Origin of the sequence: uncultured Paracoccus sp. (assembly GCF_937873615.1) — a bacterium.
Classification (GTDB): Bacteria; Pseudomonadota; Alphaproteobacteria; order Rhodobacterales; family Rhodobacteraceae; genus Paracoccus.
This window is the reverse complement of sequence record NZ_CALMYP010000056.1, coordinates 1-13484: the sequence shown is the minus strand read 5'-3', so window position 1 is coordinate 13484 and position 13484 is coordinate 1. Positions and strand designations below refer to the sequence as shown.

Sequence of the window (13484 nt, the reverse complement as noted above, 5' to 3'; positions counted from 1 at the left end):
AGAGGAAGAGGTGATCTGGGTGGGGGTGAAACAGGGATGAGAAGAGAGGGAGCCCCAATGAACTGTCTCACCGATGCCACTCGGGAAAACCCCAATGATGGCAGGAAGTTTTCAAAAAGAGACAACTTGACTGTCCAGATAACATGCCGAAGGGATATTCCTCTTGGAGCAGATCCACGGCAAGACCCTGACCCTGTCCTCCGGTCGGGTGATCCCGACCCGCTGGGTCGGCGAGCAGCATGTGAAGGAAGACCTCGGTTTCATTCCCAGTTTCGCGGACTGGGCGCGCTCGATCCGGGCTGAGCCCTGGATGGGCCGCACGCAGAAGATCGAGGCCGAAGTCGATCCGCATCTGGTCCTCCCCGTGCGGGAGATCAGCTGACATGAGCCGCGCCTATCTGAACCTCGGCCTGCCGCCCGGGCTGTCGAACCTTGCGGTTCTGCGCATTGCCATCCGGCGGTTGCATCCTGACACGCTCGCTGTCCGCAGCTGGCGTGAGGCGCGCAAGCGCTATTACCGCGAACTTCTGCAAGCCCACGCCGCGGCGCGGAATGCCGTCGAACATCGGCAGCCCCCCGAAGCGAACTGACCACTTTCTTCCCTAACCCCAACTCGATCCCGGGCCATCGGCGCCCGGGTCTTTTCATTCTGAAAGGAAGCCCATCGTGGCTGACTATTTCACGCACTTCTCCTGCGTTCTGGACGCGGGCACGCCCGAGAAAGCCGTCCAGGCGCTCGATCTGCACGCCCGTCTCTGCGCGGAAGACGAGGGCAGCGACGATCCGGAGTATTCCGGTTTCGCCATCGCGCTGCAGGACGGCCCGGGAACTTCGGTCCTCTGGTTCCACGATGACGGGCAGGGCGATGTCGAAGGGCTCATCGCCTTCGTGCTGCGCCTTGCCGCCGAGATCGACCTGACCGGCCTCTGGGGTTTTGACTCTTCATTCACCTGTTCGCGTCCCCGGCTGGAGGCTTTCGGCGGTGGCGCGCAGGTCATCGACCTCGGTGCCCGAAAGAGCATCGGCTGGATCAGCACCCATGAATGGCTGACCGCTGCGCTGAATGGCGAAGATATCGACGCGGTGGAGGCGCTTGTCCAATGAGCACCGCTGTCGCACCCCGCACCTCCGCTTCCTTCCCCATCCCGGAATTCGGCCAGAGTGCTGATGGCCTGACGGTCGCCCGGATCGGCGATGCCGCCTATGCCATGCTCCCCAAGCGGGATGGCGGGAACTTCCTCGGCAGCGGTTGGCGACTGTCCAGGCCCTTCGTCGAGTGGAAGCGCTCCGACTTCTACGGCCATGGCGGCGACATCGCTGACGAGGCCGCGTTCCGCGCCTTCGTCGAGGAACAGGCCGAGCATCAGGCCGAAAAAGCCGCGCTCGGCCGGCAGGAATTCCGCGCCTATGCCAGCACGCCCTGGGGGCGATCGCAAGGCGCGGTCCGCTATGGCGAAGGCGTCGCGTTTCACTCGACCTCCGGTCATGGCGGGTTCCACCTCTCGCCCGAGCGAAACGCGAGGGTCCATCCCCTGCTGCGGGAGGCGGGCGGTTGGTACGAAGAGGACGCCGCCTGGGCTGCCGTTGCAACGGCCTGGCCCGATCTCTTCACGGCGCTTGAGCGTCGGCAGGCCGAGGAAACCTTGCGCCACAGCTGGCCGGATGCCTGGGAGGCGATCCACGACCGGGTGCTGCGCCCCGGCGAGTCTCGCGCCCGCGATGCCGAGGCCTTCGCCCGGCTCCACGCCGACGACTGGGTCGTGATCTCGGCGATCTATTCGGATCACCGTCCCGGCTTCACCGAGGTCGTTGCGACGCGCGGCGGGCGGCGCGATCCGGCTGCCGAGGAGCGTCACTTTCTGATTCCTTCTGCGGACTACGAAGTTGGCCCCTTCGGCTTCGTCATCGATGAAGCGCGCCATGGCCGTCTATGAATGTCCGTCGAGCTTCATTGGTTGGCGGGGCAGGGCAGGGGGCTAATTTGCTGTCAGGTGCCCGGTCTCAGGCCGGGCGCCCGTCAGGAGGGAGAGCCGGGCTCGGGGTTTTGTGACGGGTTTCAGGGTGGGAGAGAGTCTCCTTCCGCCCGTCGCGGAGTGATCCCGATGAACTTCCCGCTGCCCCAGTCCGCCTTTCGCGCGGCGCGCGATATCCTTGTCGGCGAAACACTCGCCCATCTGCGCCTCGCGGATCGCCTGCCGCTTCGCGTCCGCTGCCTCTGCCTGGCGCATTGGGATGACCCGGCGTTGGACCAGTTGCAGATCGAGCGCGAGGTGGATCTGGGCACCTTCGGCTCCCTCTCGATGGCCATGGCGCGGGTCGTTTCCGCCGTCATCTCCGGCCACATCACTGCGGATCGTGACCCGGATCTGCGGTTGGTGCCGCAATTCGTCACCATCCTCGATGCCGAAGGCTGCCTCGTGCTGGCGGGCGCGGTCCAATCCGGCGGGGTTTGCTGGTGCGATCCGGTTCGCTCAGATGCCGAGGCCCGACGGGTCGTCGGCGAAGCCTGCTGCCTTCGGGCCGAAGCCCGTACCGCTGTGGATGCCGGAGATTCCTCGCTGGCTGGAGCACGACGCGCCCAGGCTCGTGCGCTGGAGGGTCGCCTTGTCGATCCCTTTTGGCGCGATCTCGCGCAAAGCGCTGTCGATCAGGCCCTGGCTGCCTGACTTCCCCTCTCCCGGAACTTCACCCCGGCGTGCCGCTGGGTCGAGCTTGAAAGGCGTTCCCATGCCCCAGGTTATCGCGACGACCGTCTATCACTTGAATGAACTGCCCGCAGGCGCGAAAAACTGCGCTCGCGCTTGGTATCGTGAGGGCGGCTTCGACCACGACTGGTTCGATGCCGTCTATGAGGATTTCGAGCGCATCGCGGAAATCCTCGGCATCCGCCTGAACACCCGCACCGTCCGCCTCGTTGGCGGACACACCCGTGAGGATCCCTGCATCTGGTTCAGCGGCTTCTGGTCCCAAGGCGATGGCGCTTGCTGGACCGGCGTCTATTCCTACCGGAAATCTTCTGCCGCCGATCTCCGCGTCTATGCGCCAAAGGACCAGACCCTGCACCGCATCGCAGGAAGGCTACAGGCGGCGCAGCGGCAGAACTTCTATCAGCTCAGCGCCAAGGTCACCCATCGCGGGAATTACTACCATGCCTACAGCATGGATATCGCAGTGACCCGCGACGGCCCGTTTTCACAGGAGATCGCCGGGGATGCCGAGGCGATCATTGTGGATGCCCTGCGCGATCTGGCAAGCTGGCTCTACCGACAGTTGGAGCGGGAATACGATTATCTGACGTCGGATGAAGCGGTCGACGAAACTCTGATCGCCAATGGCTATACATTCACCGAGGAAGGCCGCCGGTTCGGTTAGCGCCCCGCAATCCGGATGCCCCGGGTTGACGGCGCCGCCCGTTCACCGGTTGCTGTCGATCCAGCGCGACAGGAGTTGCCGGTCGCGAAAGCATTCGTCCGGAACGGCGCGGCGCTTGATCCGCGCCAGCCGCTCGGCAAAGGCCACCTGTCTCGAGGTCGGCTGGCCGCTGTCCGCAGGCTTCAGCTTCGCCTGCGCCTCGATTCAGGCACTGAGCGAGCGCCGATCCTGCTGAACCTCCCAAGGCAGGAGGCTCTGGTTTTTTAGGGCCAGCGACCGCGCATAGGCGATCTGGCGTTCGGTGGCGGGCAGGGCGAAAGGGGCAGCGTCCATGATGGGTCTCCCATGCGGATCGTCTCACCAATATAGAACATAAAGGGAACAAAATCAACCTCACCCCCATCAAAGAGGGAGAGTTCGGTTGGAAATCGGGGGTGTTCGGGCGGGTCAGGGGAGCCGCCGGAGCGCGCGTTTCACCCCTGATCCGGAGGATTTCCGATGACCGACACTGCAACCACCTCAGGCCTCGCGACCCTCGTGCCGAAGGCGCGTCGCATGGCCTTCCTGCCCGCCCTCTTCAGCCCGGCGCTGATGCTGATCGGCGAACGCGCTGTCTATCAGTTCATGTCCTGGCTCGCCCCCGACGACTATACTGGCGGGCTCTGGCAGTTCCACGAACGAGACGGCCAGCCGCTCTTCCTCTCACCCGCGACCGACAAGCGGTTCCGCCTCTTCTGCGAGACCAACGGCTATGTCGGCGAGGTCTCGGCCGAGGCTGCGGGGATCATCGCCACCCTCTTTGCGCTGTCGCATCTCTCCTTCCGGCATGAGGTCGACCAGCTGTCCGAGGCCTATCTGCGGCTCTATGGCTTCGCGGGCGAGCATGCTGAGGCTGGCGAGATATTCAAGGCGATCGACTGACGGCGAGAATCGCTCGGGCCACTGCAATCTGACACTTGCCCCCTCCGGCGGTCTCGTCGGGGGGTATTTGCATTTGGCGTATGCAGGTGGGCCAGGCTGCACAGGTCACGTCAAGTCGCGCTCCGGTCTTTGCGGATTTCCATGGCCGTTCGGCCCCGGTTTTCGACAGGCCTTTGCCAAGCGATCACTGTGCGGCGTTGGTGGGGCATGGAGCCTGGCAAGGACCACGCCGCCGGATCGTCACCAGGTTGGCAGTCAGGATTTGGCACGGCAGATCGGATCGGCCGGCGCCATGGCCCGGTCGTGACCCATGATCGAGTTTCGTCTCTGAACTGGCCGTCACGCTGGCCGACCAAGACCCGAAGCAGCGACTGCCGCGAGGCATCAGGTCAGGGGTATGCGCACAGGAACCCGACGGCCGCTGAGATGGTTCAAATCGCCTGAGGTGTCTGTCCTGTCTTTCCTGACAGGCCTTCAGGGTCGCCTTGATCTCCTCTCCCCCTCTGTCCCAGCCCGCGTCCAAACGGCCTCTGGTGATGGGCTGATCTGCCCGAAGGACGTCTTCGCCTCGACCGCTTTGGCGCAACAGCGTCGTCACAACTTTCTTCCCCTGCCGGACCCCCACCCCATGCGACAGGTCGCATGGGGGCCCCGAGGGTTGGCACCGTCATTCCTCGCGAGGCAAGAAAATTCCTCCTGTGCTGTCCAGCCCCCTTGGAGGGGGTGCGCCATCGGTCGCCTCCGGGCTCTTCGATCGCCATCGAGGCCGCAAGGACGCGGGCCCGAAACAGAGAGAAAACGGAGAAAGATCATGGCGACCATCGGCACCTTCAAGAAGACCGGCACCGAATACACCGGCGAAATCTTCACCCTCAGCCTGCAGGCCAAGGGTGTGCGCCTCGTCCCCGACCTGCGCGCTTCGGGCGAGAACGCGCCCTCGCACCGGGTCCTGGTCGGTCGCGCCGAGATCGGCGCCGCCTGGACGAAGAAATCGAACGAGGGCCGCGAATACCTGGGCCTGAAGCTCGACGATCCGAGCTTTGCCGCCCCGATCTACGCCAACCTCTTCGATGACGAAGACGGCGAGGGCGCGAGCCTCATCTGGTCCCGCCCCAACACCCGCCGCGGCGACTGATCGCAAGAAGTAAAGGCCCCGGTCGAAAGACCGGGGCCTAAGGGCATCTTGTTCGTTCTGGCGCTCTCAAACAACACTTTGGGCGGAAGGCAGACTATAAATGGCGCAGACGATGAACTGCAGTACGTCGCGAAGCCGAACCTTCGCGGAACCAGTGAAGGATCCTATATTGGAGCTTCGACTACGAAGGCGACAGCCCAAAGTCTCGATCGTTCGGGTTGACCGGTTCGCGTGCTTCGGCCAGCTTGAGCACTTGGGCGCGGAGACGAAGCGCGGTCTCCCGGTATTCCGGGTTCAGAGGGCTCTTCCGTTTCGGGTTCACCGGATTGCCGAGGAACTGGCTCGACACGTCGCGCGCGGATCCTGCCGGGTGTGGCAGTCCGACTAGGATCCGATCGCGATCGAGGGCCGGAACATGTTCTGTGGCGAAGAGTACAGCTTTTGTCGCAGCGACGCCGAGCGGTGCGATCAGACAGTCTTTGGGTAGCCCATCGAGTTCCGGCGCCAGTACGCCCCTCAATGTCTCCTTGAATATTGGCAGGTTAGTCACTGCGGGTGTGCTACCAGTGTAGTTCTCCATCCTGTGCACCCCGTCTTTGTCCTTCACTTCCACGAAGACCGGCCAGCGTAGGGCCGAGCTGAAGTGGACCTTGTCCGCATCATTCCCCCAGAGGGTGGAACTGCCGGAGATTCCAAGGTAATCTGGTATTCCGACTTCGTTCAGGATGCGAATCAGCGTCAGACGCATATCGCCGGAAAAGGCACCCTGCCTCTTGCCGATTATCGCCGCTTCGCGATGCGTAGCGCCGCGCTGACGTTCGCGCTGGTAGACCTTCAGAGCGTTTTCCATCTGCGTCCGACCGGGGGTGATCCCGAAAATGGCTATCTTGGCCTGCTTATTCATCGGATCGAAGGGGGCCCAAGCCATCTCGATGCGACGCCATCCGGACTTCGTGGCGGCAAAGCGCAGTTTGCGCGGATCGGCGATCTCGCGGGCGAGGTCCTCGGCGCTCATTGCGGCGACGATATCGCCGTATTCCTTAGCCGTCATCGGTGCTCTTCCTTCATGGAGGTGGCAGAAGCCTCGGGCGGTGGAGACCGACGAAGCCGCCGCTTGCCAGGCCACATTCGGTGGGCTCAATGGGAGGGATGGGTTCTCCGCCGTCGACTCCGGGAAGAACTGGGCGCCACGACCCTATCACCTTCTTCGGTCCCAAGGGCACCCCGGTTGCGGGCTAGGCGCCGTGCTGGAAGATCGGAGGTCGCCCTTTGTCCCGATCCCCGTGGTTCAGGAAAATTCGGTATCCTGTGAGGTGGAAAGGTGCGTTGCCGAGGTCTTTAGTCGGATCCAGCGTCTCCACATGGATGAAATGGCGATAGTTCGGCCGGAAGCCCTCGCCAGGCGCTGCACGAAAATGGATGCCGTCGCGTCCAATTGTCAGGCAGGCCCCTTTCTGCGGATCGTCTGCGTCAGACAGCGAGGCAGGCGAAAAGTCAGGCTCGATTACCCAGTCAGTCCCGAAGGACACGCATGGCTCCGTCGCCTCCCATAGAAAGATCCGGTGCCAATTCGGTTCCCCATCGCGCCCGAAGTCAGGATTCAAGAGCAAGACGGTCGGCTTGCCGTTTGCTTGATCCACAGGTTCAGAAAGCTTGATGCCAAAGATGGGCTGATGGCCATATCTCTTGATGAGAAACAGTGCGCCTTTTGGTTCATCGACCAGATTCGCTGATCTGGCTTTCAATGTGCTTCGCATATGTGTTCTCCCTGAATCATCATCAGTCCCACCCTCGCCGAATTTCCGTTCGATGACATTCAGGACAATGCAAAGCGTTGGTCGGCCTGTTTTCTCGCCGAGCCTCGCGTCGCTCGTCTTCGTCAAGCACCTCCGCTTCGAAGCGGTGACCGCAGTTGCTGCACCGGAACCGAATGCGCTCAGTCATAGGTGACGCCTGCATTGCCTATGAACTCGTTCCAGAGCACTTCCGCCGCTCGATCGGGCTTCAGCCGCTCGTCAGCTTTGCCGAACATATTCATCGTCTGGACCAAGAACTGCTCGTAGTCATCTGCCGATACGTTGAAGCCGCCGTTTGCTGTGTTCGCGCCAGCGTTTTCGCTGAACGAGTAGTAAATGTCACCCAGAGCGACCTGCGAATCTCGACAGTGTACCGTGATGTGGGCGGTGCCGTTCCGATGGCTGCCGTTCACCACCGTCGCACCGAACGAGGTTGTGCCCCTTTCAACGAAGCGGCTTCGCAATCCTTCGATTGAGTCGATTTCTTCGGCCGCGCGTCGAAAGTAATTCTTGATGGTGGCAAACGCAGCATCGCGGAAGTCAGCTCGGTCGATTTGGTCGAACTGCCGCTTTGCGCGATATCGCGGCAGTGAGGGGCGCATGGCAGCTGGCTCAGGGGCTGCCTTCGCTGCGGCCGCTGGCTGGCCCTCAGCGTCTATGATGCGGCGAAGCTCTTGCACTACATTCAGATAGGCTGTGTTGGCGTTGGCCCATTCACTGATCGCCTTTCCGTCTGTCGGCACGGCTTTTAGCTGGCGCAACTCGCCCATCGCCTTCCAGTCGCATTCTTCCACGATGATGGGCACCACACGGGCCTTTCCGGTGGCGTGGCGTTCCAGGGCCCGTGCCATTTCACGTTCGACGCAGTAGTCGGATGCGATGAAGTCGGGACTTACCAAGAGCAGGAAAATGTCTGCTGACTCAAGTTCCCGTTCGATCTCGGCATTCAGGTCACTTCCTGCCAGGATGTCGCGGTCATACCACGTTTCAACGGACGTTCCCCAAAAAGGGGCTGGCAGGCAAGGCCCGGATCGTCGGCGCCCCGAGCCTTGCCGCCTTCTGCATCGCGACAAGCTTCATGTATCGCGCTCGGAGCCGGGATTTCGCCCGATGCCCGGCCCGCCCCCTGCGCCGAACCTTTCCCGCCGCCCTGCCGCCTCGACTCCGTGGGACTTTGCCGGTGATGCGTCCCGCGACCGGGTCTCGGCAATACGTTTGACGGCATCAGATCGTCCGGGACGAAAGCTCCGTCATCGCCGATCCGGTCCTCCTGCCCCGATTTGCGTCAGGTTGCGGCCCTTCGATGTCCGACAAGTCCGCAATCATGCGGACAGGCGAAGCCGCCCCGCAAGGCAGCTTCGAAGCGGTCATGTCGTGGCACCGGAGGGGATTTCCCGTGCCGAAGCGGCGTTGGGTCGCCGGATGCGGAACAAGATCGCATAGAGCACTGGAACTGCCAGCAGCGTAAGAACCGATGCGAAGGCAAGGCCCCCCATGATCGTGACCGCCATCGAGGCGAAGAAGGCGTCCGGCAGCAGCGGCAGCATGCCGAAGATCGTCGTCCCCGCCGCCAGCACCACCGGGCGCAGACGGCTGACCGAGCCATCCACCACGGCGTCGTAATCCGCCGCCCCGGACGCGCGCCTGAGGTCGATCTCCTCGACCAGAACGATGGCGTTCTTCATCAGCATCCCCGACAGCGACAGGAAGCCCAGCAGAGCCGTGAAGGTGAACGGCATCCCACTGGCAAGCAGTCCCAGCACCATCCCTGTGACCGACATCGGCACTACAAGCCACAGGATCAGCGGCTGGCGCACCTTGTTGAACATCAGGATCGAGATCGTCAGCATCACGAGGAAGCCCAGCGGCAACTGCTTGCCTAGCGATTCTTGAGCCTGCTGCGAGCTTTCGAACTCGCCGCCCCATTCCATCCGGTAGCCGGGGGGCAGTTCCATCGCCTCGATCTGCGCCCGCACGCTGCGGAAGGCCTGGTCGGCCGTCAGATCGGGCCGCTTGCCGCCCTGGGCGGTGATCGTGCGCTCGCGGTCGCGCCGGTGGATCAGCGCCTCGGCAAGCTCGACCTCCATCCGGGTCACCATGTTGGACATCGGCACATAGGCACCGGCCCCCGGCGACCACACCGGCAGGTCCTGCACGCGGTCGATGCCGTCGCGCTGGGGTTCGGGCAGGCGCAGGTAGATCGGCACCTCGGCGTCGCCTTCGCGCAGGGCGGCCACGCGCAGGCCCGAGGTGCCGAACTGCACCGTGTCGGCGATCGCCTGGCGGGTGGCGCCGGTCAGGCGCATGCGCGATTCATCGACGATCGGCACGACGCGCAATTCGCGCTGGCGCCAGTCGGTGCGCGGCTCGATAATCGTGCCGGCCGCCTCGTAGATCTTCAGCGCCTCGTCGGCCAGCTGGCGCAGGATCAGCGGATCGGGCCCCGAGAAGCGCACCGCCACCGCAGCCCCCGCCGGCGGGCCGAAGACCAGTTCCTCGGTGCGCACCAGCGCGTGGGGGAACTCCATCGCCAGCTCGCGGTTCAGCCGGGCCGCCAGTTCCGGGATCACCAGGGCGTCACGCGTTCGCACGATCAGCTGGCCATAGCTGGGGTCGGCCTGTTCGGGGTTGTAGGTCAGCATGAAGCGGCTGGCCCCGCGCCCGACCAGCGTCGTCACGGCCACCACATCGGGCTCGGCCATAACAATCTGCTCCAGCCGCTGCATGGCGCGGTCGGTGGTGTGGATGTCAGTGCCCTGCGGCATCTGGAACTGGACGTAGAACAGCGGCGTGTTCGAGGCAGGGAAGAAGGCCTGCTTGACCTGACCGAAGGCCATGATTGAGGCGACTGTGATCCCCACGATCACCAGCATCACCAGCCAGCGGGCGCGCAGCGAGCCGTGCAGGATCCCGCGGTAGGCCCGATACATGAGCCCCCGATAGGGATCGGCCGACATGTCTCGCGGGGCCTTCAGCAGAAGCTTGCCCAGGTAGGGCGTGACCGTGACTGCCAGAACCCAGCTGAGCAACAGCGAGATCCCGATGACGGCAAAGAGCGAGAAAAGGAACTCGCCCGTCGCATCCGGCGACAGGCCGATACCCGAAAAGGCCATGATGCCGATGACCGTGGCGCCAAGCAGCGGAATGCTCGTCGCGCTCTCGGTCTCGGCGGCAGCGTCCTCGGGCGTCTGGCCGCGCGCCATGCCGATCACCATGCCCTCGGCGATGACGATGGCGTTGTCCACCAGCATCCCCATGGCGATGATCAGCGCTCCCAGGCTGATACGCTCCATCTCGATCCCGAGGACCGCCATGAAGAAGACGGTGGCCAGCACCGTCAGGCCCAGAGTGGCGCCCACCACAAGGCCCGCGCGCCAGCCCATCGTAAGCATCAGCGCGCCGACCACGATAACCACCGACTGCAAGAGACCAACAAGGAAACTCGACACCGCTTCATCGACGACCTTGGTCTGTTCGTAGATCGGAACCAGTTCTGTTCCTTCGGGAAGCTGCTCGCCGAGTTCGGCGAGGCGCGCCTCGACCGCCTGGCCGACAGCCACGACGTTGCGGTCGGTCAGTGCGGAAATGCCGATGGTGAAGGCCCGGACACCATTCTGGCGAATGATCTGGGAGGGTTGCTCCACCTCGTGGCGGCTGACCGCGGCAATATCGAAAACCGTGGCCTGCCCGACCTCGCCAGCTGCGCCGAGGCGCAGCGTCTCGATCCCTTCAACCGTGGCATAGCCTTGCGGCACGGATAGCGCGATGCGCGCGGTGTCGGCGGTGACCTCGCCATTGGCGAAAACCTGGTTCTCGCTGGCGATCACGCCGATCAACTGGTCGGGCGGCAGGCCCAGACCGGCCAAGCGGGCCGGGTCGATCGCGATGGTGATCTCTTCCTCGATCAGGCCCTGGACCTCGACCTTGGCCACCCCGTCCACCGTCACCAGCCCGCGCCGCAAAAGCGTGGCAAGATCGCGTTGTTCGGTCGGCGTCAGGCCCTGGGTGGTCACGGCATAGAACAGCCCGTAAACATCGCCGAAATCATCGTTGACGATCGGAGCGCGGGCGCCGGCGGGCAGTTCGCCGCGCACGTCACCGATGCGCCGGCGCATCTCGTCCCAGATCTGCGGGATCTCGTCGGGCCCGTAGCGCATGTCGATCTCGACCGTGATCTGCGCCATACCGGGCATGGATTTCGACTGCACGCGATCAAGCTGCCGCATCTGCTGAAGTGCGGTTTCGATGACATCGGCGACTTCTTCCTCTACCTCCTCGGCGGTCGCGCCGGGATAGGGCACGAAGACAAGCGCGGTCTTGAGCGTGAAGCTCGGGTCCTCGAGACGGCCGACATTGGCAAGCCCCCAGAGCCCGCCAAGCAGGCAGAACAGGATCGCAAGCCAGACGGCGACGGGGCGGCGAATGGCGCCGCGCGCGATGCTCATGCGTGCTGCATCAACCGTCTCAGATGCCATGGCGGTCATTCTCCCGTTCCGCAGTGTGTTGGACGGCGGTCAAAGCGCCTGCCGTCAAAGGCCGACGACCGCAACTCGTGCCCCGTCGCGCAGGCGCCACCAGCCGGTTGCGACCACCGTTTCGCCGGGCTCCAGCCCCTCCAGCACGACGATCCAGTTGTCGCGCGGCAGGCCCAGCCGGACATCGCGGCGCGAGACCGTGCTGTCCTCGGCAGTGTAGATCCAGACCGTCGGATTGGCCCGGCTGGTCGTGTCCACTGCCGAGACGGGAAGCGTCACCGCCTGCGAAGGACGGCTGCTTTCGATTTCGCCCACCGCAACGTTCGCCGTCATGCCCGGCAGGATGCGCGGGTCGATATCGCCTGCGATCCTGAACTCGACATCGAAGGTCCGGGTCGAGGAATTGGCCTCGGCCGCGAAACTGCGCGGCTCCAGCGTCGGACGATAGCCCGGCGCGGCCGGAAAGGTGGCCGTCACCGAAAACAGATCGGGCTGGACGCGGGCCACGGCGGCCAGATCCTCGGGCAGCGAAATGCGGATCAAGAGTTCGGAGACGTCCTGAAGGCGCACCACCGGCTGGGCGGGCGTCACGTTGGCATAGGCTTCAACATAGGTGCGGGCAACGATGGCATCGAAGGGGGCGCGCACCTCGGTCTGGGTCAGACGCCGTTCCGCCTCGCGCAGCGCCGTCTCGGCCTGGGCAAGCTGCGCGCGCACCGCGTCGAGCTGCGCGTCGGTGGCGACCCCGCGATCCGACAGGGCGGAGGCGCGGGTAAACTCGCTGCGCGCCAGATCGTACGAGGCACGCGCGCGGTCCAGCGCAAGCTGGAAATCGGCCTTATCGAGCTGTCCTATCAAGTCGCCGGTCGTCACCCGATCACCGGCAATGACTGGAAACTCGACAAGCTGCCCGGAAACCTGGAAGGCGAGATCCACCGTTTTCAGCGCCTCTACTGTCCCGGCAAAGGATCGGGTTCTGGCCTCGGAATACGCGACAGCCTGAGTGATCTCGACGGGCATGGGCAACGCAGACGCTTCAGCACCTGACGGAGGGCCGGCAACGTCACTGCTGCTCGCCGCTTCCCGATCCTGCGCATGGATCTGCCAACTCGGCACGGCAAACAGGAGCGCACAGACGCAGCCTGCGACACCAAGTCCAAGCAGCGCTCTCGCTTTGCCTTCAATGGGCATTGTCGATCATCTCCTCAATTTTCTGTGCAAGCTCGTTGCGAACCGATGGCCCACCATCTGGAAGTGCCAAGAGCGAATGGAAACGTAGTCCTTGCAGCGCGAAGAAGATCAGACGCCCTAGGCTTGTGTCCTTCATTTCCGCCTCGATGCAGGAAAGATCGACCTCAAGCGCGTCACGCAGCGGGTCAAGAAGGTCCGGTTCGGCCGCCGCGACGGCTAGGATCGCCATGGAAACGTCGGAAGCCGCTGCGTCGAGGGTGCGGAGCGAGCAAAGGTGGCGACGAAGGGTGCGTTGTCGCGAGTCCTGCGGCAGGCGCGCTTCTAGGGACTCATGCTCGGAGAGCATGTCCCTCAGCAGCGCCGCCATGAGGTCGCGCTTGGTCGGAAAGTTGTAAAGAACACCGCCTTTGCTCAGTCCTGCTTCCCGCGCAATCGCATCGAAGGAGATATGTGAAACACCCTCGCGCGCGGCGATTGCGCGCGCGGCCGTTAACACGCGCGCACTTGCGTTTTTCCGTCGGCTTTGCGATCCATTCTTCAACCGACATTCCCCAAGTGGCCTGCCGCTTGACTTCAAGATCGCCTGATTTTGCT

13 protein-coding genes and 2 pseudogenes are annotated in these 13484 nt (G+C 63.8%); 8 read left to right on the top strand and 7 right to left on the bottom strand.

What is annotated here, in order from left to right; translation table 11 throughout:
• Nucleotides 1-142 precede the first annotated feature (142 nt).
• The 6 genes and pseudogenes from Q0330_RS12980 to Q0330_RS12955 all read left to right on the top strand — a co-directional run.
• Nucleotides 143-382, top strand: a pseudogene (locus Q0330_RS12980) (hypothetical protein); the annotation flags it as partial.
• Nucleotide 383: 1 nt separating this feature from the next.
• The gene (locus Q0330_RS12975) at nucleotides 384-590 is read left to right on the top strand and encodes a hypothetical protein (protein WP_299479910.1); all 207 of its coding nucleotides are present in this window, start codon (nucleotides 384-386) and stop codon (nucleotides 588-590) included.
• A 76-nt stretch (nucleotides 591-666) separates the two neighbouring features.
• Nucleotides 667-1104 (top strand): hypothetical protein, encoded by a 438-nt coding sequence (locus tag Q0330_RS12970; RefSeq protein ID WP_299479907.1) that lies wholly within the window; start codon nucleotides 667-669, stop codon nucleotides 1102-1104.
• Nucleotides 1101-1934: a hypothetical protein gene (locus Q0330_RS12965; RefSeq protein ID WP_299479904.1), complete on the top strand. Its 834-nt coding sequence runs from the start codon at nucleotides 1101-1103 to the stop codon at nucleotides 1932-1934. The genes Q0330_RS12970 and Q0330_RS12965 overlap by 4 nt, the downstream gene beginning before the upstream one ends.
• A 168-nt stretch (nucleotides 1935-2102) precedes the next feature.
• On the top strand, nucleotides 2103-2666 hold the full coding sequence (locus Q0330_RS12960; protein WP_299479901.1) for a hypothetical protein: 564 nt from the start codon (nucleotides 2103-2105) through the stop codon (nucleotides 2664-2666).
• A gap of 61 nt (nucleotides 2667-2727) precedes the next feature.
• A complete protein-coding gene (locus tag Q0330_RS12955; protein ID WP_299479898.1) occupies nucleotides 2728-3372 on the top strand; it encodes an antitoxin of toxin-antitoxin stability system in 645 nt (214 codons plus the stop codon).
• A 42-nt stretch (nucleotides 3373-3414) separates the two neighbouring features.
• Here the strand turns inward: Q0330_RS12955 and Q0330_RS12950 are convergent.
• Nucleotides 3415-3705, bottom strand: a pseudogene (locus tag Q0330_RS12950) (hypothetical protein).
• A 165-nt stretch (nucleotides 3706-3870) separates the two neighbouring features.
• Between Q0330_RS12950 and Q0330_RS12945 the strand changes: the two are divergent.
• Complete coding sequence (locus Q0330_RS12945) at nucleotides 3871-4293, top strand: antirestriction protein (protein WP_299479895.1); 423 nt, start codon at nucleotides 3871-3873, stop codon at nucleotides 4291-4293.
• 811 nt (nucleotides 4294-5104) lie between these two features.
• On the top strand, nucleotides 5105-5428 hold the full coding sequence (locus Q0330_RS12940; protein ID WP_299479892.1) for a DUF736 domain-containing protein: 324 nt from the start codon (nucleotides 5105-5107) through the stop codon (nucleotides 5426-5428).
• A gap of 181 nt (nucleotides 5429-5609) precedes the next feature.
• On the opposite strand, the gene Q0330_RS12935 is transcribed toward Q0330_RS12940, so the two are convergent.
• The 6 genes from Q0330_RS12935 to Q0330_RS12910 all read right to left on the bottom strand — a co-directional run.
• Nucleotides 5610-6479 carry a hypothetical protein gene (locus Q0330_RS12935; protein ID WP_299479889.1) on the bottom strand — a complete coding sequence of 290 codons (870 nt, stop codon included), beginning with the start codon at nucleotides 6477-6479 and terminating at the stop codon, nucleotides 5610-5612.
• Nucleotides 6480-6663: 184 nt separating this feature from the next.
• Complete coding sequence (locus Q0330_RS12930; RefSeq protein WP_299479886.1) at nucleotides 6664-7311, bottom strand: hypothetical protein; 648 nt, start codon at nucleotides 7309-7311, stop codon at nucleotides 6664-6666.
• A 53-nt stretch (nucleotides 7312-7364) separates the two neighbouring features.
• Nucleotides 7365-8297: a toll/interleukin-1 receptor domain-containing protein gene (locus tag Q0330_RS12925; protein WP_299479883.1), complete on the bottom strand. Its 933-nt coding sequence runs from the start codon at nucleotides 8295-8297 to the stop codon at nucleotides 7365-7367.
• A 294-nt stretch (nucleotides 8298-8591) separates the two neighbouring features.
• Nucleotides 8592-11669: an efflux RND transporter permease subunit gene (locus Q0330_RS12920; RefSeq protein ID WP_299479881.1), complete on the bottom strand. Its 3078-nt coding sequence runs from the start codon at nucleotides 11667-11669 to the stop codon at nucleotides 8592-8594.
• An 84-nt stretch (nucleotides 11670-11753) separates the two neighbouring features.
• Complete coding sequence (locus tag Q0330_RS12915) at nucleotides 11754-12719, bottom strand: efflux RND transporter periplasmic adaptor subunit (protein ID WP_161905878.1); 966 nt, start codon at nucleotides 12717-12719, stop codon at nucleotides 11754-11756.
• 160 nt (nucleotides 12720-12879) lie between these two features.
• On the bottom strand, nucleotides 12880-13484 hold a 605-nt coding region (locus Q0330_RS12910), incomplete at its 5' end, for a TetR/AcrR family transcriptional regulator (RefSeq protein WP_299479872.1).